Consider the following 20,596-nt stretch of genomic DNA (forward strand, 5'->3'; position numbering starts at 1 on the left):
CAACCAATCCTGTGCCAAAACGACACCAATCGACCAGAAACGGGGCGGCCGGTGTCTCGTTCACCAAGCATTGCAATGCCCGTGCCGGTCACGCGTGTCCGAGAATTCGCTTCAGGCGTGCGCGGATGTGCGGATGCCGGCGCAAGCCGACCTTGGCGTGCCAGACCAGGGCGTGAAGCCGGCCGCGCAGGCTCCTCGGCCGGACGATTTCGTGGAGGATGCGGTCATCGACGCCGAACTGCTGCTTGTAGGGCTCGTCGCCGATCGTCAGGTCGAAATAGCCGATGCCTTGTTCGGCGAAGGCGACCATGGCCTGGTAGATCAGTTGGCGGCCGGGTCCGAACTTGCCGAAGCGCTCCATGTCGAAGGAAGGAATGAGCAGCAGGAAGGCGCCGTCATGGACCAAGCCGAGCCCGCAGGCGACCACCGACGGGCCGGCGGTCAGGCTCATGACGCGGGCATAGGGCCGCGCGGTATCGCCACGGACCAGATCGCGATAGAAGCCGGCCCACATGGGATCGGCGATCACGTCGTTCCGGCCGAGCGCGGCGAAACGCCGGGTGCGCTGGTCGTAGAGCGTCTCGAACAGGGATTCGGCCGCCGGCTCGGCTTCCTTGAAATCGAAAGCGAGCGGGCCGGCCTCGGCCAGGTGCCTGGCGTTGCGCCTGATCTCGCCGATCTGCTTCTTGCTGATCGCCGCCGCGGCATGGTCGACCCAGGGATGGATGATGGCCACGCCATGCGCCCGCACATGATAGGGCGCCAGCGGCCGCAGCTGGAGCAGCGGGTTGGCAAGGCCGCCGATCTGGTCCGGCAGCTTGCGCAACCGGATGATGTCGCAGCCGGGAAGCGCCTTCTCGATCCGGCGCCACAGCCTGCGCAGGCCATTTCCATCGATCACCCAGCCGGGGTCAACGACCGGCGCGCAATAGTCGGCGACGCGGATATCGGCGAAGCTGATCACGGTCACGCCGTCGTCGCGATAACGGCAGAGCGGCAGGATCATCAGGGGCGGCGCGCCCTCGGCGGCACGCACGACGACGATCAGCGGCTCGGCGCGCCGGTGCTTGACGAAGGCGGCGTAGAGCGGCGCGACATAGTCGTAGCGCTGAAAAGCGGTGACGGCGCCCCTGCCCTCCAGGTCCCGCCATTCGGCTTCCAGCGGTGCGGCCTCGGCGTGAATCTCGATGCGCGGTTCGGCGCTCATGGTGCGCCGACGGCCGGCGCGTCGGTCAAGCGTTCGACGTCGGCCCGGTAACGCGCCAGGTTGAGGGTGGGATCGAAGCGTTCGAACAGCGTCGGCGCGCCGTCGCGAATGGCCTGCCGATAGCGCGCATTGTCCCCGACCAGCCGGATCAGGCCGCTGGCGATCGAGCCGACATTGCCGGGCTCGACCGCGACGCCGACGTCGAGGCCATCGAGATAGCCGTCAATGCCGGTGGCGCGCGAATAGAGGATGGGAGCGCCGGCGAACAGCGCCTCGGGAAAGACCATGCCGAAGGTTTCGTTGTGGGACGGCATGGCCAGGGCGAGGACCCGGGCAAAGTCTTCGAGGAGAGCGTGGTGATCCATCGGGCCGCGCAGGAAAGCCCGGCCGGCGAGACCATTGTCTTCGATCAGGCCGCGGACACGGGCCCGCGCCGCCTCCGGGCCGTCACCGACGATGTCGAGGACGACCTCCGGTATGACCGGCGCGACCTGCGCGAAGGCCTTGAGCAATTCCGGCAATCCCTTCTTGTCGATCGCCGTCAGGGTCATGGCGCAGACGATCCGCTTCTGCGGCAGGCTGGCCGGGATGTCCGGGCGCGTATTGTAGACGAAATTGGGCAAAAGCCGGGTGCGCGCCGGGTCGACGCGGGTGACCGCCTCGAACCGCTGGCGAAACCAGGCCGAGACGTAGAAGACACGGGTCGCGTCGCGGGCCATCCGGCGAAACAGCGGCCGGTAGGTCGGCTTGGTGGCGAACACCTTGCCCTCGACCTCGCCGCGCACCGAGAAGAACAGCGCGGCGCCGGTGGCGCGCGCCACCATCCAGGAGGCGATGCCCTCGAAGGTGAAGCGGTGGCTGTGCACGATGTCGGGCCGGATGCCCTCGCTCCGCAGGAAGCGCCGGATGCGCAGGGCGAGCCTTGCCTGGCAGGCGAGCATGGCAATGCCGAAGGGCGGCGCGAAATAGCCATGCGCGATGACGCGCCGGCCATTGACGATCCCGAGGTCGCGCCAATAGGTCCGCCTGGGATTGTCGATGCGCTGCAGCGAGACGACGACCTGGTCGTAGTCGGTGAGACGGTCGACCAGCCGCTCCACGGCATTGGTCGTCGGCGTCCGCAACGGATTGGGATAATCCGAGGAGACATGCAGAAGCACCGGCCGCCGCCGGCCATTGGCAACGGAAACGTGGATCATGGGCGGGCCCGCAGGACGATCTCGCGGCCGAACAGCAGGATCAGCGGTCCGACCCCCAGGATATAGCGGCGCCAGAGGCGGCGCGGTTCGCTGACCAGGCGGTGAAGCCATTCGAAGCCGAGATTCTGCATGGATTTCGGCGCGCGCGGCTTCAGGCCGCCGACGAATTCCATGGCGGCGCCGATGCACAGGCCGACGCCGGTCGCGCCGGCTGTATGGGCGATGGCGAAGGCGACGCGTTCGGACTGGGGGGCGCCGACCGCGATGAACAGGAAGCGAGCGCGGCTCTCGGCGCCGAAACGGACACAGTCGGCGAAAGCCGCGAGATCGTCGACGAAACCCATGGGCGGGCAGTGGCCGACGACATCGAGCTGTGGGAAGCGCTCGGCCAGCGCGGCCAGCACCGCGGGCCGCGAGGCGATGACGGCGATGCGATCGCCCGGCCGCAGGACCTGCTCGAAGATCTGCTCGACCACATCCGTGCCGTTCAGGTGCGGCAGCCGCATGCCGAACAGGAAGCCGAGGCGGCGAACGATATGGCTGTCGCACCAGGACTGCCACGCGGTCTCATAAAGCGATGCGAGCTCACGCTGGCGCATCAGCCGGGTCAGGTGGTCGACATTGGGCGTCACGATGTAACGGAAGGGCTCGTGCCCATCGGTGGCGGCGAGTGATGAAAGCACGTCGCCGACCGGCGCGAGATCATAGGGCGCACCGAGGAAGACGACGCGGTCCGATGTCGTCACTGCTGCAGTCATGACGTTGCAATGTCCTTTGCGATGGCGCCGCTGTCCGGCCAAAATGTCCCGTTTTGGCACGAGATGCTCCGGTCGAAGCGGTTTCGGTCTGTTGTTACGCAGTTTCCGTGCCGCGAGGGACCGGCAGGTTTTGGGACGGGGGGCTGCGGCGCCTCGCGGAACGGTCCGTCGTCCCTCGAGGCTCGCTTCGCTCGCATCTCAGGATGAGGGGTGTCGGGATTGGCATCGGCCGGGTGCAAAGTACGCCTTGGCGTATTTGTTTCATGAGTGACATCAATGCGATGCCTCAACATGCCTCATCCTGAGGCGCGCGCGGAGCGAGCCTCGAGGGACGACTGACCTTTCCACAAGGCACCGCGACGACGTGCAATCTCCTGAGCGGCAAGACCACCCGGTGGCACGGGTCGTGCTCTCCAAGCGAAGGCCGGGGCACTTCGTCCCGAACAAGGAACGGATTTCATGCGGGCGGCGATGGCGTTCTCGCTCATCGATCAGGCGGTGCTGAGCGGGTTCAACCTGACGCTGTCGCTCGTGCTGATCGCCCATGTGCCACCCTCCGAATTCGGCCTGTTCAGTTATGCCCTCACCGTGCTGCTGATCATCGGGTCGCTGCACAACGCCCTGATCGCCACGCCGATCGGGGTGTCCCTGCCCGGCCGTCCGGCGGCACAGCAGTCCGCGGTTCTGTCGGTGCTGCTGCGTGCCGACCACCTGATGCGCGTCGCGGCCATGCCGCTGGTCGCCGGGCTGTGCGTGATCACCAGCCGCGATCCCCTGTTCCTGGCCGGCGCGCTGGCCATGTGCTTCTTTGCGCTGTGGCGCGAGACCCAGCGCAACCTCGCCTTCGCGACCCATGCCGCGCACCGCGCGCTGCTGCTCGACGCGATCGCGGTGGTCGGCTCGACGCTCGCCATCGCCGCCCTGTGGACATGGCTCGCGCCGGTGCCGGCGATGCTGTTCGGAACGGCGGCCGGCAGTGCCGCGGCGGTCGTGCTGGCCGCGCGGCGCCACGCGCTGGCGGCCCCGCTCGCCGCCTTTCGCGGATACCGGACGTTCTGGTCGGAAACCCGCTGGAGCCTGCTCGGCGCCGCCACGACCGAGGCGCAATATCGCGGTTACGTCTTCGCCGTGGAAAGCTTCAGGGGAGCCGGCACGCTCGGCGCGGTCCAGGCGGGGCGCGCGCTGATGGGGCCGATGCAATTGCTCGCCAATGCCTGGGGCCGGGTGGCGCGCCCGGAGATGACCAAGGCCCTGGTCGAAGGCCGGACCGGCGACGCGCGCCGCACCCTGGCATTCGGCACGGCCGGTGTGCTCGCGCTCTCGTTCCTTTATCTCGCCGCGCTCAGTTGGGCCTGGCCGATGATCGAAGCCCGGCTGTTCCACGGGCGCTATCCCGAGATCGGCCTCATGACCGCGGCCTGGGGCCTGGTGACCGTCATCAGCATGGCGCAGATGTGCCTGGGCTATTACCTGCAGGCCGCGCGCCTGTTTCGCTCGCTCGCCTATGTCTCGGTGGGCGCGGCGGCCGCCTCGGGACTGGCGCTGCTCGGCCTCGCCACCAGTGTGCCGCCGGTCTATGCGGTCTTTGCCGTGGCCATCGGCGAGGCGGTGGCACTCGTCTGGATCGTCGCGCTGATCGCGCGGCAGCGCCCTGCCCGGCTGGCCGCGCTGGAACCGGTGACGCCATGACCCTGACCCTTGTCGCCCCCGTCGGCCGGCCGGCCGGCACCGCGGTCTGGGCCCGGGCCGTCGCCCGCTGGCTGCCCGCCGTGATGATGCTCTATGGGCTGCTGATCTGGCCGCTGATCTATGGCCGCAGCCCGGACACCGGCCCGGCCTTCCAGGTTCTGCAAAGCGAGTCGAGCGCGCTGAGCCAGGTCTATTTCCCGGCGCTGTTCCTGCTGGCTGTCTTTGTCTGGCTCGCCACCTCCTATCGCCGCAGCCCGGCGCTCGGCAACACGACGATCGTGCTGATCGCGGCGCTGATGACGCTGTTCGTCCTGTCGGTCGCCTGGTCCATCGTGCCCGGCACGGCGCTGCGCCGTGTCGTCCTGCAGGGCGCCATCGTCGCGACGCTGGTCCTGTCGGTGGTGGCCGCCGACGACCCGCGCGGCGTGGTCGATCGCATCTTCTGGATGCTCGTCGCCATCGTGCTGATCAATGTCGCCATGGTCGCGGTCACCCGGCCGGGCCCGCTCGGCTACGAAGGCGTCTATCCGCAGAAGAACGGGCTTGGCGCGGCGGCGGCGCTGGCGGTGATCGCGGCGCTGCACCAGATCTTCGCCGGTACGTCACGGGCGCGCGCGGTGGCGGTGGTGACCCTGGTGCTGGCGGTCGGCCTGCTGATCCTGAGCAAGTCGAAAACATCGCTCGGCCTCGCCGTCATGATCCCGGCGCTGGCGCTGGCGATCTGTGTCGCGGCGCGGGCCGCCAGGCTCTCGGTGGCGGCGATCGTCGCCGCGCTGTTCGGCCTCGTCCTGCTCGTCTACAGCCTTGGTGTCGCCGCCTATGTCTGGGATTTCTCGTCGGTCGCGGAGGCGCTGTTCGGCGACCCGACGCTGACCACACGCACCGATATCTGGGATTTCGCGCTGGACATGGCGAGCCGCCGGCCGGTGCTCGGCTACGGTTTCGAATCGTTCTGGCAGGCCGGGCTGGAATCGCCCAGCGTGCGCGAGGCGCCGGGCTTCGTGGCCAAGATGCCGCATGCCCATAACGGCTATATCGACGTCATGATCCAGACCGGTTTCGTCGGCCTCGGCCTGCTGGTGGTCATGCTGGCCAGCGCCTTCCACACCTGCGGCCGCGTGCTGAAGAGCGCCTTCGGCCTGGGCACGCTCTGCGTCATGCTGGTGCTGTTCGCCTGTTTCTACAATTTTCTCGAAAGCGCCTGGTTTCGCGGTTTCGACTTCATCTCCATGGCCTTCGTCATCGCGGTGACGCTGGCCGCCTGCGAATGGGAGCGCGCCCGATGGACACCGTGACCATCGGCATCGCCAGCCTCGGGCGGCCGAGCCTCAGCCGTACCCTGGACTCGCTCGGCGCGATCACCGTGCCGGCCGGCCTGGCGATCGAGATCGTCGTCGCCGACGACGATCCGGCCGGCGGCGCGGCCGCCCGGGTCGCGAGCGGTGCGCCCTGGCCGGTGCCGGTCCGTGTCGTCGCCGTCGGCGCCGGCAATATCTCGGCGGCGCGCAACGCCTGCCTCGACGCCGCGCGTGGCAGCCTGATGGCCTTTGTCGACGACGACGAATGGGTCGAGCCGGACTGGCTGGCGCGGCTTCTCGCTGCGCTCGACGAGTTCGACGCCGACGTGGTGATCGGCCCGGTCTTTCCGGTCTATCCCGCGGGCACGCCGGACTGGCTCGTCGAAGCCAACCCGCTGCATGTCGACTGGGGCCGGCGCGGCCGCAAGGTCGATACCGGCCGATCCGGCAATGTGCTGTTCCGGCGCGCGCGCGTCGAGCAACTGGGACTCAGGTTCGATCCCGCGCTCGGCAAGACCGGCGGCGAGGATACCGATTTCTTTCACCGCCTGCATCGTGCCGGCGCGGTCATCGTGGTGACCGACGATGCGTGCATCCATGAGGACGCCCCGCCGGCGCGCCTGGCGCCCGGCTATCTGCGTCTGCGCGCGATGCGTTCAGGTCAGTCCTATGCCCGGTTCAGGCTTTCCGGCCGGCGCGGCCTGGATATCAGCGGCTTGAGATTTCACGGCGACGCGGCGGCCAAGATGTTGGCCGGATTTGTCGCGGCCTCGCTGCTGCGGCCGCTGTCGCGCGCCCGTTCCATGGCCTTCGCCCAGAAGGCCTGGCTCAATCTCGGCAAGCTCAGGCAGGTGACCGGCCGCGACCTGCCGTCGATGTATTGACGCCGTATTTCCACTGCCGCAGCGGATTGCGGATCGCGGCCTCGACCCGGCGGCTCCAGTGGCCGAGGCCGCCGACCAGCGCGCGCGCCGGTGTGTCGCTACGCAGCGACGTGCGCGGCACCAGCCAGGCGGCCTTCGCCGCGAGCCCGCCCGAACTCGTATGTACCCGGCGATAGCCGGCCTCGGCGATCAGGCGCAGCACCCGGCCGTCGAAGGCGCCGAAGGGCACCGACAGGCTGTCGACGGCGCCGCCGGTGACGTCCTCGATCCGGGCGCGGGCGTCGTACAGCTCACGGCGCATGGTCGCGTCGGAGGCCTTGGTCCAGTCGACATGGTTTTCACCGTGACTGCCGACGGCCATGCCGTTCCGACGGAGCTCGGCGACGTCGCGGCGCGTCAGCGATCCCGGCTGGTCGAGGCGGCCGGCGAGCACGAAAAACGTGGCGCGCAGCCCGGCCGCCGCCAGCAAGGGCAAGCCGATGCCGATGTCCGAGGCATTGCCGTCGTCGAAGGTGATCTCGACGCGCGGTTCGGCCCGGGCGAGCGCCAGGACGTCGGAGAAGACGCCGGGCTCGACCCAATAGGGCCGCTCGGCCGCATCGATCCCGGCGGCGGGCTGGCCGAGCCCGTGGAAGGTCAGCACGATGCGGTCCGGCACGATGCGCCCGAACCAGCCGGCGGCCGCCGCGCGATCGCCGGCCATGTCGGCGGGCATCGCGACGCTATCTGCGGGTTCAGAACGCATTGCGATAGGACGCACGCGACAGCAAGGTCATCAGGATGATCCGGATATCGAGCCAGACCGACCAGTTCTTCAGATAGGCCAGGTCATAGGCGACGCGGGCGCGCATCTTGTCCTCGGTGTCGGTCTCGCCGCGCAGGCCGTGAACCTGGGCCCAGCCGGTAATTCCGGGCCGCACCACATGGCGCCTGGAGTAATGCGCGATACGGCTGTCGAAGGCGTCGTTGAGCGCGACCGGATGCGGCCGCGGCCCGACGATCGACATGTCGCCGGTGAGCACGTTCAGGATCTGCGGCAATTCGTCGATATTGGTCCGGCGCAGCCAGGAACCGACGCGGGTGACCCGCGCGTCGCCGCGCTTGGCCTGGGTGAAGGCGGCGCCGTCCTCCATCACGGACATGCTGCGGAATTTGAAGACGCGGAAGGTCGATTGGTTGAAGCCGTGGCGGGTCTGGCGGAACAGCACCGGGCCGGCGCTGTCGAGCTTGATCAGCAGCGCGACGATCGCCAGGACCGGCGCGAGCAGGACCAGCGCGATGCTGGCGATGGCAAGGTCCATGCTGCGCTTGACCAGTACCTCGGATGTGCCGAGCGGCGCACGCACCAGCAGGAAGCCCGGCTCCTGGGCATCGTCGCTGAGGCCGCGGTAGCGCCTCAGCCCGCGCTCCGGGGCGAGCCGGATGGCCGCGGGCGTCACCACCAGGGTGTCGGTCAGCGCTTCGATCAGGTCCATCTCGGACCAGGGCACGGCAATGAGGATTTCGTCGGGCTGCAGCCGTCGCGCGGCGTCGAGCGCCTGGGCCGCCGGATCGGCTGCGTCGTCGATCTCGACGACATGGGTGATCGCCGGCATGTCGCCGTCGCGCGGCCGCAGCCGTTGTATCGCGATGGTCGCGCGCTGGCCGACCACCAGCACGCGCCGCGGGGCGAAGCGACCGGCGCCGCGCAGGCGCGAAATGGCGTGGCCGGCCAGGGCTCGCAACGGCAGGACGGCCGCGAAGCCGGCGGCATAAAGCACGATGGTCGCGCCGCGCGAGATGTCGACGCTGGATTTGAGCAGGAACATCAAGGCCAGGACCGCGGCGAATGTGATTGTCCAGCTCACCCAGAGGTGGCCGGGACGGCGGGCTGAGCGAAGATAGGCCTGCAGGCCGTAATCGCCGCGAAACGACGCGACGAGCACGAAAACGATGGCGAAGGTCGCGCCCCAGCCCAGATGGCCGGCCATGGCCCCCGGGCTGCCGAAGGCGGCCCGATAATAGAGGTGGCCGGCGATGAGCGCGGTCGCGACGATCGCGCCAGCGTCAAGCATGGCCGCGGCGAATGCCAGGACCGGCCAGGTGACGGCCCGGCCGCCCTTGCCTGTCTCGCTCGTTCCCGCCAGATCGATCGACGTCATGTGGCTCTTCTCGCTGTCTCAAGGTGTCCCGGCTTTGGCCAGGACATGGCGGAGGCGGTGGCCGGAACCGGCCACATGTGTCCACCGGACCGGTCTCAGCAAGAGTCGGGCCGCGCCGTCGTCTCGCCGAGGGACAGGTTGCGCCGGCGCGATCAGGGCTGCTGCCGGATCGCCGCGCGCCGGATCGCGGCGATCGTCGCCGCGACGTCGCCACCCAGGAAATGGCTGGCGGTCGCATAGGGGGGAAACGCACCTGTATCCGGCATGAATGCGCGATAGACGCCGAGCCAGGCGAGGTTCCAGGGCGCCGGCACCGCCTGGGGCGAGCCGGCCCGCTCGGCAAAGAAGCGGGGGTCGGCGAGGCCGGACATGGTCCTCCCGGCAAGCCGCGCGAGGGCCTCGCGGTCGAACCGCCGGCCGCGCGCCGTTTCGATCAGCGCCAGGGCCGTCAGCGGCGCGGCCGCAAAGGCGTGATAATCGAGCGCCTTCTCGCCCCGGCTCATCTCCTGCGGCAGGGTTCCGTCCGGCCCGACGGCGGCCAGGCCGTCGCGCAGGACGCGTGCGCCCCTCGCCTCCAGGTCCGGTGCGCCGGTGGCGAGGCCGGCGGCCGCGAGAGCCAGTCCCGCCCAGTAGGACAGGTTGTTCGGTGGGATCGTGCCGCGGTCCAGGACGGTTTCGGCCGACCGCGCCATGCGCGTGAGCCAAGGGCCGACGACACCGCGCCGCTCCGGATCGGCGGCTGGGACGAGTTTCAGATAGGCCAGCGCCAGGGCCGCCAGATACCAGTTGCGCTCGTAATCGGCCTGGCGTGACGCGAGCGCGCCGGCGAGGACATCGGCGCGGCCCCAGCCGGCCAGGTTGTCGAGGGCGCAGCGTGCCGCTGCCTGGTCGCCGCCCAGCGCGAAGGCGTCGGCCTGCCTCTGCACCAGCCGGACGAAGGCCTCGTAGGGCGCGACCGCCTGTTCCCGGGCGGCGCGGCGCGCGCTGTCGATCACGCTGCCCTGCCGGTCGGCATAAAAGCCCTCGACCACGAAAGGGGCGGCCGGCGCCGGCACCATCGGGCAGGCCGCGGCGCCGGCCGGCGGCAGCCACAGGCCGAGGCCGAGGAGCGCCGGCAGGATTGCGGCGAGGCGTGGCGCCGTCGGCCTGCCGTGCGGGCGCGATCGCAGTGGCATCATCGGTATTCCGGCCTTTCGAGCGGACACGTGTCGGCGGTCATGTTGACTATAGGATCAATCTGGCCGGCAAGGACCGGCCGACCGTGTTTAAATGGACCGAAGTCGCCGGGATCCCCCGAGAGCCCGTCGCGACCCGTCGTCGTTCGAAATCAAAGGGATGCGTGAGAAGGGCATGACTGTTCGCCAAGTGAACCTGCCGGGAACCGATATCGCGAGCTCGGTCCTGGGATTCGGCTGCGCCTCCCTGGGTTCGCGCATTTCCCGAAAGACCGGGTTGAGAAGCCTCGAACAGGCCTATGAGGCCGGCGTGACCTGGTACGACGTGGCGCCGCCCTATGGCGCCGGCGAGGCCGAGCCCATCCTCGGCGAGTTCCTGCAGGGGCGCCGGCACCGGGTCCAGGTCTGTACCAAGGTCGGGCTGACCCATCCCGAGCGCAACGGGGTCATGCGGCTGGTCTATGCGGTGGCGCGGCCGCTGGTCGGCCACCTCAAAGGCGTGCGCCAGCGCTTTCGCAGCATGCCGTCGACCCGCTATCAGAAGGCGGCGCTCGACGCCGCCTCGATCATGGCCTCGGTCGACCGGTCGCTCAGCCGGCTGAAGACCGATCATGTCGACGTCTTCGCCCTGCATGATCCCTCGGAAGCCGATGTCACCAAGGACGAGGTCCTGCGCGCCCTGGAAATGATCGTGGCGTCGGGCAAGGCACGTTATCTCTCGGTCGGCGGGACCTTGCCGGCCTGCCGCGCGGCGGTCGGACCGAACCTGCCGTTCGGTCTGGTGCAATTCGCCGACGATCCGCGCCTGGCCGCGCTCGCGCAGGTGCAGGCGGCGGCCGCCCGGCCGGTCGCCACCATCACCCATTCGGTGTTCGGTGTGGCCGGCGCCCATGAGCGGCTCGTCGCGCGGCTGCGGTCGGAGCCCGAAGCGGTCCGCCGTCTGGAGGCGGCGGGTTATTGCGGCGACGTCGAGGCTGCGGCCTCGGCGCTGCTGCTCGACCGCGCCTTCGCCTCCAATGCCTCGGGCGTGGTGCTCGCTTCGATGTTTTCCGAACGCAATCTCCGCTTCAATCTCGACCGCGCCAGCCGCCCGCCCTCGCCCGCCAGCATCACGCTGGTCCGCGACCTCGTCGGCGACAGCGAATCCGGCCCGGATCGTCAGGCATGATCAGCGATCATCTCGAGGGGCTGGAGACAGTCCGGCACGATGTCTGCGTCGTCGGCTCCGGGCCGGTCGGCCTGACCCTTGCGCTCGAACTGGCGCGCCTGGGCAAGACGGTGCTGGTGCTCGAATCGGGTGGTGTCGCGCCGACCGAGGAGACGACCCGGCTGTCGACGGCCGAGATCGTCGAACCGGAGCGGCACGACGACATGAGGATTGCGGTCGCCCGCCGTCTCGGCGGCACATCCAATCTCTGGGCCGGCCGTTGCCAGCCGTTCGATCCGATCGATTTCGCGCCGCGGCCGCTGGTCGGCGATGCCCGCTGGCCGATCGCCCACGCCGATCTCAGCCCCTATTACGAGCGGGCCTGCGCCTATGCGCACTGCGGCCAAGCGGTGTTCCGCGATCCGATCGCGGGGGTCGAGACGGCCGATGCCGCCTTCGACTTCACCCGGCTCGAGCGGTTCAGCAACAAGCCGAAGTTTCAGGTCGCGCATGCCGCGCCCCTGAAGACCGAGGCGCGGATCGATCTGCGGTTGAATGCGACCGTCGTCGACGCGCGCTTCGATGCCGCCGGACGGATCCAGGGGCTGGTCGTCAGCCGCCCCGACGGCCGCCGCCAGACGGTTCCCGTCGCGACCGTGGTGCTCGCCGCCGGCGGCCTGGAATCGACCCGCCTGCTGCTGGCGCTGCAACGCCAGCAGCCGGACCGGTTCGGCGGCGCGGACGGGCCGCTCGGGCGTACCTATATGGGCCATCTGATCGGCGAGATCGCCGACATCACCTTCGCCAGCGACGCCATCGACGCGGCCTATGACTTCTATGTCGACGGCCACGGTTCCTATGTGCGGCGCCGGCTGATTCCCTCGGATGCGCTACAGGCCGCCGAAGGCCTGCCCAATGTCTCGTTCTGGCCGGTGGTGCCGCCGAGCGCCGATCCGCGCCATGGCAGCGGCATTCTCTCCATGGTCCTGCTGGCGCTGTCGGTCGGGCCGTTCGGCCGGCTGCTGGTCGCCGAGGCGATCCGCAAGCGTCATGTGCCCGAGGAGCTCGAGCGCTGGCCGCATGTGATGAATGTGCTGCGCGGCCTGCCGGCGGCCTGCCTCTACGTGCCGTCCTTCTTCTACCGCCGCTATTTTGCCGCCATGCGCCTGCCGGGCTTCTTCCTGCGCAACCCGGCCCGCACCTACGGGCTCTCCTATCATTGCGAGCACCTGCCCGACCCGGCGAGCCGGGTGCGGCTGACGGCCGAGGCCGATGCCCTCGGCCTGCCCCGGCTGTCGATCGATCTGCGATTCGGCCGGGCCAATGCCGAGGCCCTGCTGCGGACGCACGACCAGCTCGGCCGCTGGCTGAGCGCGACCGGTTTCGGCGCGCTCCGCTATCGCCAGCCACGGGAAGAGAGCGCCGACGCCATTCTCGGGCTGGCGGCGCATGGAACCCACCAGATCGGCACCATCCGCATGGGCGGCAGCCGGACCCAGGCGGTCGTCGACGCCGATCTGAGATGTTTCGACTGCGCCAATCTCCATGCCGTCGGAGCGGCCGTGCTGCCGACCTCGGGCCAGGCCAACCCGACGCTGACGGCGATCGCGCTGGCGATCAGGCTGGCCGATCACCTCGCTGGAAAGCGGGGATAATCCGGCGGAAACAGCGCGAGCGCGTGGCGGCGACGGTCATCGCCGTCGCGGCGGCGCCCACCGTCATGGACGGCCGGGCGTTGAACCTTTGATGTTCTGGAGGTGGGGGGTGGGGGAAGTAGGACTCGAACCTACGAAGGCGTAGCCAGCGGATTTACAGTCCGCCCCCTTTGCCGCTCGGGACATTCCCCCGTCCCAGACCCTCGGACTGGCCGCGGGGTGTGGCGCGCTTGATAGGGATGGCTCCCTGCCCTGTCAACCTTGAAACGTCACGCGCCTGACATGAGCTGTGCGTGGCAATTGCGCGAGACGGCGTGTCGTGGGATGAGGGCGCATGGATACGACGCCTCCGCGGGGCAACAAGAAGCCCTTCCGCCCGTTCTCGAAGCCCGGCCGCCCCTTCAAGGGGCGTGGCGGACGTGTATTGCGCGAGCCCGCGCCGGAATTCGAAACCGGCACCGTGCTGCTTTATGGCTGGCACACCGTGTCGGAAGCGCTGCGCAACAAGGGCCGGCGCATCCGGGTGCTGCTGGCGACCGAGAACGGCGCCAAGCGGCTGGACGAGGAAGGCATCGCGCACGAGGCGACGATCGTCTCGGTGCGCGAGATCGACCGCCGCCTGGCCTCGACGCCGGACGCCCTGCACCAGGGGCTGTTCGCCGAAGCCGATGCGCTCGACGCGCCGGATCTCGACACCATGCCGGCGGAAGGCGTGCTGCTGCTGCTCGACCAGATCACCGATCCGCACAATGTCGGCGCCATCGTCCGCTCGGCCGCGGCTTTCGGCGTCAAGGCGATCGTCACCACCAACCGGCATTCGCCCGAGGCGACCGGCGTGCTGGCCAAGAGCGCATCCGGCGGGCTCGAGCATGTGCCCTTCGTCACCGTGCAGAATCTGTCGCGCTCCATGCTGGACCTGCGCAAGCGCGGCTTCCTGATCATCGGCCTCGACAGCGAGGGCGATGCCGATCTCGACCAGGTCAAGCTGCGCGAGCCGGTGGCGCTGGTGCTCGGCGCCGAGGGCAAGGGCCTGCGCCAGCTGACGCGCGAGACCTGCGACGCGCTGGCGCGCATCGACATGCCCGGCGCGATCAAGAGCCTCAACGTGTCGAATGCGGCGGCGCTGGCGCTCTACGCGGTGACCACCAGGCTCGGCCTGCGCAGCTGAGGCGCGGCCGGCGGCATCTCGTCCAGCGTGATGACCCGGGAATCCGTGCCGGATGGATACCACGGCCGAACCGGTAGCAAGGCTTGCTGCTGGCGTGGCGAGGTCACCGGATAGGCGCCGGACCGCGGATAGACCGGCACTACCCCGCGCGGGAAGCTGTAGAGCGGCGGCGGGTAGATCGGCAGCACCATGCCGTAATGGACCACCGGCGGCCGCGGCACGACATAGGTGAAGGTCCCGGCCCGCTAGGCCCTGACCAGCCGCCGCAATACCAGCGACCCGCAATTGCAGTCGATCTCGTGCCTGACCACCGCGACATCGCCGTTGCGCCCGTTGACGATGGCGGTACGCCGGTAATATTGTGCATTCGCAGGCTGTGCAAATGGCGTCGACACGAGGGCGACAGTTATCGCCGCGGCGATCATAGACCAAGGTCGCATGGCCATCCCCCGTGACTGAATGCCGCATCGGCGTTAGTCTTGCCCTGGCTCTGGGGTGTGGTGAAGCGGACCGACCACCGGCCGGCGAATCTTTGCCCGATAGAGTGAATACGAGCGATCAATGCGATCGGGGTGGCTCAGATCGAGCCTTCAACCCGGCCTGCTCGAACCTGTCCCTGCGGGGCGGACAGGCCAGGAGGAGACGACACAGGCGGCCCCCCGGGCCGTCTCGCCGAAGCGGCCCGGCGCCTCAAGGCTCGCCCACAAGACCATATTGCCGCCGATGGCGTCCCCGCGACCTGCGAACTCTCGTTCGCGGCAAGGGTCGCGGCTTGCCCGGTGGTTTGAGCCAAGGGGACGAAACCGATGTCAATGAGTTCAGCAACAGGGGCCGCCACTGCGCCTCGCCCGATGAGTGGCGAGGAGAAGAAGGTCATTTTCGCCTCGTCGACCGGCGCGGTGTTCGAATGGTATGATTTCTATCTGGCGGGCGCGCTCGCCGCCAATATCAGCGCCAACTTCTTTTCCGGCGTGAACCCGACGGCCGGCTTCATCTTCACCCTGCTCGCCTTTGCCGCGGGCTTTGCCGTGCGCCCCCTCGGCGCGCTGTTCTTCGGTCGCCTGGGCGATATGATCGGCCGGAAATATACCTTCCTGGCCACCATGTTCGTCATGGGCATCTCCACCTTCGTGGTCGGCCTGCTTCCCGGCTACGCCTCGATCGGCATCCTCGCGCCGATGGCCTTCATCGCCTGCCGGCTGCTGCAGGGCCTGGCGCTGGGCGGTGAATATGGCGGCGCCGCCACCTATGTGGCGGAGCACGCGCCGCAAGGACGCCGCGGCTATTATACCTCGTGGATCCAGACGACCGCGACTCTCGGCCTGTTCCTGTCGCTGCTGGTCGTGCTCGGCTTGCGTCTCAGCATGACCGCGGAGCAATTCGCGTCCTGGGGCTGGCGCGTGCCGTTCCTGCTGTCGATCCTGCTGCTCGGCGTCTCCATCTGGATCCGGCTGCAGCTCAATGAATCGCCGGCATTCCAGAGGATGAAGGCGGAAGGCACCGGCTCCAAGGCGCCGCTGTCGGAAGCCTTCGGCAATTGGAAAAATGCGAGGATCGGCCTTCTCGCGCTGTTCGGCGGCACCGCCGGCCAGGCCGCGGTCTGGTATTGCGGCCAGTTCTACTCGCTGTTGTTCCTGACCCAGACATTGAAGATCGACATCGCGACCGCCAATGTCCTGGTCGCGCTGTCGCTCTTGCTCGCAACGCCGTTCTTCATCTTCTTCGGCTCGCTGTCGGACAAGATCGGCCGCAAGCCGATCATCCTGGCCGGCTGCCTGCTCGCGGCAGTGACTTATTTCCCGCTGTTCGGCCAGATCGCCAAGATCGGCAATCCGACGCTCGCGGCCGCCGTGCAGAACGTCCATGCGACCGTGACCGCCGACCCGGCGACCTGCGGCTCGCTGTTCGACCCGGTCAACGTGCGCACCTTCACGCAACCTTGCGATATCGCGCGCAAGGCGCTCGCGACCGCCTCGATCAAATATGACTATGTGGCCGGCCCTGCCGGCACGCCCGCCAAGGTGGCGATCGGTGGAGCCGAAGTGGCGATCAATGCCGATTTCGCCAAGAACATCATCCCTGCCGCCCAGGCGGCCGGTTATCCCAAGGCCGACGACCCCGGCATCGCCAACATCTTCAAGACCGGCATGAATGGTCAGATGTGGGCGCTGACCGGCCTGCTGTTCATCCTGGTGTTCTATGTCACCATGGTCTACGGCCCGATCGCGGCCATGCTGGTCGAGCTGTATCCGACCCGCATTCGCTATACCGGCATGTCGCTGCCCTATCACATCGGCAATGGCTGGTTCGGTGGGTTCCTGCCGCCGATCGGCTTCGCCATCGTGGCGGCCACCGGCGACATCTATGCCGGCCTCTGGTACCCGATCATCGTCGCCTTGATGACCTTCGTGGTCGGCCTGCTCTTCATGCCGGAGACCAAGGACCGCGACATCTACACCTACGAAGAAAAGTAAGTCCGGGCCGCGACAGACCTGAAACTCGAGGGAACGCCGGGGCTCGCGCCCCGGCGTTTTGCGTTCCAAAAGGTAGCTGGCGGTCTGCCGCGCTGGGCGGCGTTGAGCCGGCCCGGGCCATCGAAGCGGGAATGCAAATCTAAACGCCTTGTTGTCGTTCGGGGATCGCGTCTTCCCATTTTGTGATCGGCGAGTTCTGGGGGGCGATCCATCTCGCTGACAGTTGCACGCAGCGTTTTCGTGTGACGACCTGGGGGCCGCGGGCGCTTCCAAAGCGCGATCGCTTCGGACAGAGACGCCCCGCACAAAGCTTAGCCGTCCTTCGAGGCTAAGCTTTGTGCTGACCGCTTCAACTTGAAGCGACGATGCTCCAGCTGTCGCGATATCTGCCAGACCTGCTCAGCGTCGCCGCCGCGGGCGCGGCGTCGCCGGCGGTGCCGCCGGCGGCATCTCGTCCAAGGTGATGACCCGGGCATCCGTGCCGGTCGGATACCACGGCCGGACCGGCAGCAAGGCCTGCTGCTGGCGTGGCGAGGTTACCGGATAGGCGCCGGAGCGCGGATAAACCGGATAGGCCGGCACCACTCCGCGCGGAAAGCTGTAGAGCGGCGGCTGGTAGATCGGCAGCACCATGCCGTAGTCGACGACCGGCGGCCGCGGCACGACATAGGTGAAGGTCCCGGCCCGATAGGTCCGGACCAGCGGCCCGCAATTGCAGTCGATCTCGTGCCTCACCACGGCGACATCGCCGTTGCGACCGTCGACGATGGCGGTGCGCCGGTAATATTGTGCATTCGCAGACTGTGCAAATTGCGCCGACCCGAGGGCGACAGTTATCGCCGAAAGGATCATAGACCAAGGTCTCATGGCCCATCCCCGTGACTTGAACGCGGCATCAGCGTTAATCTTAGCCTGACTCTGGGGCGTCGTGAAGCGAATCGACCATTGGTCGGCAGATCTTCGTCCGAAAGAGTGAATGCGAGCGATCAACGCGATCGGGATGGCTCCTGGGGGGCCTTCAAACCCGGCATGCTCGAACCTGTCCACGCGGGGCGGACGGGTCAGGAGGAAACGGGACAGACGGCCCCCGAACCGTCTCGCCGAAGCGACCCGGCGCCCAGAGGATCGCCCACAAGACCATATTGCCACCGATGGCACCCTCTCGACCTGCGAGCTCTCGTTCGCGGCAACGGCAGTGCTTTGCCCGGTGGCCTCAGCCAAGGGGATGAAACGGATGTCGATGAGTTCAGCAACGGGGGCGGCCGCCGCGCCACGCCCCATGACCGCCGAGGAGAGGAAGGTCATCCTCGCCTCGTCCACAGGCACGATCTTCGAGTGGTATGACTTCTATCTCGCTGGCGCGCTCGCCGCGAACATCAACGTCAATTTCTTCTCCGGCGTAAACCCGACGGCCGGCTTCATCTTCACCTTGCTCGCCTTCGCCGCCGGCTTTGCCGTCCGCCCCTTCGGCGCGATCTTTTTCGGCCGCCTTGGTGACCTGATCGGCCGTAAATATACCTTCCTCGTCACGATGACGATCATGGGCCTGGCGACCTTCGTGGTCGGCCTGCTGCCCGGCTACGCCTCCATCGGCATTCTCGCGCCGATGGCCTTCATCGCCTGCCGGCTGCTGCAAGGCCTGGCGCTGGGCGGTGAGTATGGCGGCGCCGCCACCTATGTGGCCGAACACTCGCCCCAGGGACGCCGCGGCTATTATACCGCGTGGATCCAGACCACCGCGACGGTCGGCCTGTTCCTGTCGCTGCTGGTCGTCCTTGGCCTGCGCCTCAGCATGTCGGCCGAGGCTTTCGCGGCCTGGGGCTGGCGCGTGCCGTTCCTGCTCTCGATCCTGCTGCTCGGCATCTCGGTCTGGATCCGGCTCCAGCTGAACGAGTCGCCGGCCTTCCAGAAGATGAAAGCGGAAGGCACCGGCTCCAAGGCGCCGCTGACCGAAGCCTTCGGCAATTGGAAGAACGCCAGGATCGGCCTTCTCGCGCTGTTCGGCGGCACCGCCGGCCAGGCCGCGGTCTGGTATTGCGGCCAGTTCTACGCGCTGTTCTTCCTCACCCAGACGCTGAAGATCGACGGCACCACCGCCAACGTCCTGGTCGCCCTGGCCCTTATTCTCGGTACGCCGTTCTTCATCGTCTTCGGCTCGCTGTCGGACAAGATCGGGCGCAAGCCGATCATCCTGGCCGGCTGCCTGATCGCGGCGGTTACCTATTTCCCGCTGTTCGGCCAGATCGCCAAGGTCGGCAATCCGACGCTCGCGGCCGCGGTGCAGAACGTTCATGCGACCGTGACCGCCGACCCGGCGAGCTGCGGCTCGCTGTTCGATCCGGTCAATGTGCGCACCTTCACGCAGCCTTGCGACGTCGCGCGCAAGGCGTTGGCCACGGCCTCCATCAAGTATGATTTCGTGGCCGGGCCTGCCGGCTCGCCTGCGAAGGTCACGATCGGTGGCGCCGAGGTTCCGATCAATGCCGACTTCGCCAAGAACATCATTCCGGCGGCCCAGGCTGCCGGCTATCCGAAGGCTGACGACCCGGGCATCGCCAACATCGCCAAGACCGGCATGAACGGGCAGATGTGGGCGCTGACCGGCCTGCTGTTCATCCTGGTGATCTACGTCACCATGGTCTACGGCCCGATCGCGGCCATGCTGGTCGAACTGTTCCCGACCCGCATCCGCTATACCGGCATGTCGCTGCCCTACCACATCGGCAATGGCTGGTTCGGCGGGTTCCTGCCGCCAATCGCCTTCGCCATCGTGGCGGCCACCGGCGATATCTATTCCGGCCTCTGGTACCCGATCTGCATCGCCATGATGACCTTCGTGATCGGCCTGTTCTTCATGCCGGAAACCAAGGACCGCGATATCTACACCTACGAAGAAAAGTAAGTCCGGGCCAAAACAAGCCTGAAGCAGCAGGAAACGCCGGGGCTCACGCCCCGGCGTTTTGCTGTCCGGGCGCCGCCAAAGCGGCGGGATTGCGGACGAGCTGCACGCCTTTCTTCACGGCTGCGCGAGGCATTGTCACGTTCGTGCGACCATGCAATCAAGACTTCGTCATGTCCGCCCCGTCAGTGCATTTTCCCAGCTTCGTGATTAGAGCGTGATCGCGCGACGACCTATTGCCTTGGGGTCGGCGGCGGACACCTCCCGCCGATTGCACAAGATCAACCCCAGCGGCGCGTGTCCCTCCCCGCCGGGCTTCCGACTTGGAGACGTGCCATGAAGAAGTTGCTGTTCGCGACGGCATTGCTTGCGCCCTTCGCTGTCGCGCTTCCTGCCTTCGCCGACGATGCCGACATGCCCTCGTCTTATGGTCACCCGTTCTTTGCCGAACCGGCGCCGGTCACGGCGGCCGTCGTGCCGGTCAGCCATCGGCGCCACATGCGCCACATGCGCGACGAGATGGAAATGAGTGGGGAGACCTGGATCGATCACAACCTGATCGATCGCGAAGAGGTGCCATCCTCGGCCTTCGTGGGCAACGGACGCTAGCCGGCGTTCGACGCGACCGGGATCCATTCGAGCCGGGGCTTTGGCCCCGGCTTTTTTTATGCGGCCCGCGACGGTTCCCTGCCCAGGGTTCAAACTTTAATTTTGCGACAATGCATTTTTCGATCTATCGATATGCGATCGCGCATGCATTTTCTCAATTTCGTGATTGGCAAGTGAACGGCGGGGCGCCTATCTCAGTCCTGTCGGCGGCGGACACCTCCCGCCGGCACCGAAACAAACATCCCGGATCAGGCGTGTCCCTCCCACCACCGGGTTTTCCAATGGAGACTGTC

18 protein-coding genes and 1 tRNA gene are annotated in these 20,596 nt (G+C 67.8%); 9 read left to right on the forward strand and 10 right to left on the reverse strand.

Features of this window, described 5'->3' with window-relative positions; all coding sequences use genetic code 11:
* Positions 1 to 88: 88 nt before the first annotated feature.
* From AC07WJ_RS18605 to AC07WJ_RS18615, 3 genes are read right to left on the reverse strand one after another with little or no spacing between them, the layout of a single operon-like run.
* On the reverse strand, positions 89 to 1,207 hold the full coding sequence (locus AC07WJ_RS18605) for a GNAT family N-acetyltransferase (RefSeq protein ID WP_494936105.1): 1,119 nt from the start codon (positions 1,205 to 1,207) through the stop codon (positions 89 to 91).
* A complete protein-coding gene (locus AC07WJ_RS18610) occupies positions 1,204 to 2,406 on the reverse strand; it encodes a glycosyltransferase (protein WP_494936106.1) in 1,203 nt (400 codons plus the stop codon). Before AC07WJ_RS18610 ends, AC07WJ_RS18605 begins: the two co-directional genes overlap by 4 nt.
* Positions 2,403 to 3,164, reverse strand: a complete 762-nt coding sequence (locus tag AC07WJ_RS18615) for a WecB/TagA/CpsF family glycosyltransferase (RefSeq protein ID WP_494936107.1) — start codon at positions 3,162 to 3,164, stop codon at positions 2,403 to 2,405. Before AC07WJ_RS18615 ends, AC07WJ_RS18610 begins: the two co-directional genes overlap by 4 nt.
* A 459-nt stretch (positions 3,165 to 3,623) precedes the next feature.
* On the opposite strand from AC07WJ_RS18615, the gene AC07WJ_RS18620 reads away from it, so the two are divergent.
* The 3 genes from AC07WJ_RS18620 to AC07WJ_RS18630 are packed head-to-tail and all read left to right on the forward strand — an operon-like array spanning position 3,624 to position 7,035.
* Entirely contained in the window at positions 3,624 to 4,853 is a 1,230-nt protein-coding gene (locus AC07WJ_RS18620; protein ID WP_494936108.1) for a lipopolysaccharide biosynthesis protein, read from the forward strand.
* A complete protein-coding gene (locus AC07WJ_RS18625) occupies positions 4,850 to 6,148 on the forward strand; it encodes an O-antigen ligase family protein (protein WP_494936109.1) in 1,299 nt (432 codons plus the stop codon). Before AC07WJ_RS18620 ends, AC07WJ_RS18625 begins: the two co-directional genes overlap by 4 nt.
* Positions 6,136 to 7,035 (forward strand): glycosyltransferase family 2 protein, encoded by a 900-nt coding sequence (locus AC07WJ_RS18630; protein WP_494936110.1) that lies wholly within the window; start codon positions 6,136 to 6,138, stop codon positions 7,033 to 7,035. The genes AC07WJ_RS18625 and AC07WJ_RS18630 overlap by 13 nt, the downstream gene beginning before the upstream one ends.
* Here AC07WJ_RS18630 and AC07WJ_RS18635 read toward each other — a convergent pair.
* The 3 genes from AC07WJ_RS18635 to AC07WJ_RS18645 all read right to left on the reverse strand — a co-directional run bounded on the left by AC07WJ_RS18635 (position 6,995) and on the right by AC07WJ_RS18645 (position 10,354).
* On the reverse strand, positions 6,995 to 7,750 hold the full coding sequence (locus AC07WJ_RS18635) for a polysaccharide deacetylase family protein (RefSeq protein ID WP_494936111.1): 756 nt from the start codon (positions 7,748 to 7,750) through the stop codon (positions 6,995 to 6,997). The two genes, AC07WJ_RS18630 and AC07WJ_RS18635, sit on opposite strands and share 41 nt — an antisense overlap.
* A gap of 19 nt (positions 7,751 to 7,769) precedes the next feature.
* Positions 7,770 to 9,176: an exopolysaccharide biosynthesis polyprenyl glycosylphosphotransferase gene (locus tag AC07WJ_RS18640; protein ID WP_494936112.1), complete on the reverse strand. Its 1,407-nt coding sequence runs from the start codon at positions 9,174 to 9,176 to the stop codon at positions 7,770 to 7,772.
* A gap of 152 nt (positions 9,177 to 9,328) precedes the next feature.
* Entirely contained in the window at positions 9,329 to 10,354 is a 1,026-nt protein-coding gene (locus tag AC07WJ_RS18645) for an alginate lyase family protein (protein ID WP_494936113.1), read from the reverse strand.
* A gap of 172 nt (positions 10,355 to 10,526) precedes the next feature.
* Between AC07WJ_RS18645 and AC07WJ_RS18650 the strand changes: the two genes are divergently transcribed.
* Together AC07WJ_RS18650 and AC07WJ_RS18655 are read left to right on the forward strand one after the other, a co-directional pair.
* Positions 10,527 to 11,519: an aldo/keto reductase gene (locus AC07WJ_RS18650; RefSeq protein WP_494936114.1), complete on the forward strand. Its 993-nt coding sequence runs from the start codon at positions 10,527 to 10,529 to the stop codon at positions 11,517 to 11,519.
* The gene (locus AC07WJ_RS18655) at positions 11,516 to 13,153 is read left to right on the forward strand and encodes an FAD-dependent oxidoreductase (RefSeq protein ID WP_494936115.1); all 1,638 of its coding nucleotides are present in this window, start codon (positions 11,516 to 11,518) and stop codon (positions 13,151 to 13,153) included. Before AC07WJ_RS18650 ends, AC07WJ_RS18655 begins: the two co-directional genes overlap by 4 nt.
* A 110-nt stretch (positions 13,154 to 13,263) precedes the next feature.
* Here the strand turns inward: AC07WJ_RS18655 and AC07WJ_RS18660 are convergent.
* Positions 13,264 to 13,345 (reverse strand) — tRNA-Tyr (locus AC07WJ_RS18660).
* Between the two features lie 142 nt (positions 13,346 to 13,487).
* Between AC07WJ_RS18660 and rlmB the strand changes: the two genes are divergently transcribed.
* Complete coding sequence (gene rlmB, locus AC07WJ_RS18665; protein WP_494936116.1) at positions 13,488 to 14,321, forward strand: 23S rRNA (guanosine(2251)-2'-O)-methyltransferase RlmB; 834 nt, start codon at positions 13,488 to 13,490, stop codon at positions 14,319 to 14,321.
* Here rlmB and AC07WJ_RS18670 read toward each other — a convergent pair.
* Positions 14,285 to 14,542: a hypothetical protein gene (locus tag AC07WJ_RS18670; protein ID WP_494936117.1), complete on the reverse strand. Its 258-nt coding sequence runs from the start codon at positions 14,540 to 14,542 to the stop codon at positions 14,285 to 14,287. The two genes, rlmB and AC07WJ_RS18670, sit on opposite strands and share 37 nt — an antisense overlap.
* Positions 14,543 to 14,566: 24 nt before the next feature.
* Positions 14,567 to 14,761, reverse strand: a complete 195-nt coding sequence (locus tag AC07WJ_RS18675; RefSeq protein WP_494936118.1) for a hypothetical protein — start codon at positions 14,759 to 14,761, stop codon at positions 14,567 to 14,569.
* Between the two features lie 366 nt (positions 14,762 to 15,127).
* Here AC07WJ_RS18675 and AC07WJ_RS18680 point away from each other — a divergent pair, with 366 nt between their 5' ends.
* On the forward strand, positions 15,128 to 16,795 hold the full coding sequence (locus AC07WJ_RS18680) for an MFS transporter (protein WP_494936119.1): 1,668 nt from the start codon (positions 15,128 to 15,130) through the stop codon (positions 16,793 to 16,795).
* A gap of 399 nt (positions 16,796 to 17,194) precedes the next feature.
* On the opposite strand, the gene AC07WJ_RS18685 is transcribed toward AC07WJ_RS18680, so the two are convergent.
* The gene (locus tag AC07WJ_RS18685) at positions 17,195 to 17,662 is read right to left on the reverse strand and encodes a hypothetical protein (RefSeq protein ID WP_494936120.1); all 468 of its coding nucleotides are present in this window, start codon (positions 17,660 to 17,662) and stop codon (positions 17,195 to 17,197) included.
* Between the two features lie 367 nt (positions 17,663 to 18,029).
* Between AC07WJ_RS18685 and AC07WJ_RS18690 the strand changes: the two genes are divergently transcribed.
* On the forward strand, positions 18,030 to 19,697 hold the full coding sequence (locus AC07WJ_RS18690; RefSeq protein ID WP_494936121.1) for an MFS transporter: 1,668 nt from the start codon (positions 18,030 to 18,032) through the stop codon (positions 19,695 to 19,697).
* Between the two features lie 333 nt (positions 19,698 to 20,030).
* A complete protein-coding gene (locus AC07WJ_RS18695; RefSeq protein ID WP_494936122.1) occupies positions 20,031 to 20,303 on the forward strand; it encodes a hypothetical protein in 273 nt (90 codons plus the stop codon).
* Positions 20,304 to 20,596: the final 293 nt, after the last annotated feature.

The sequence above is a fragment of the Phreatobacter sp. GW821-FHT04C01 genome, from assembly GCF_059420385.1.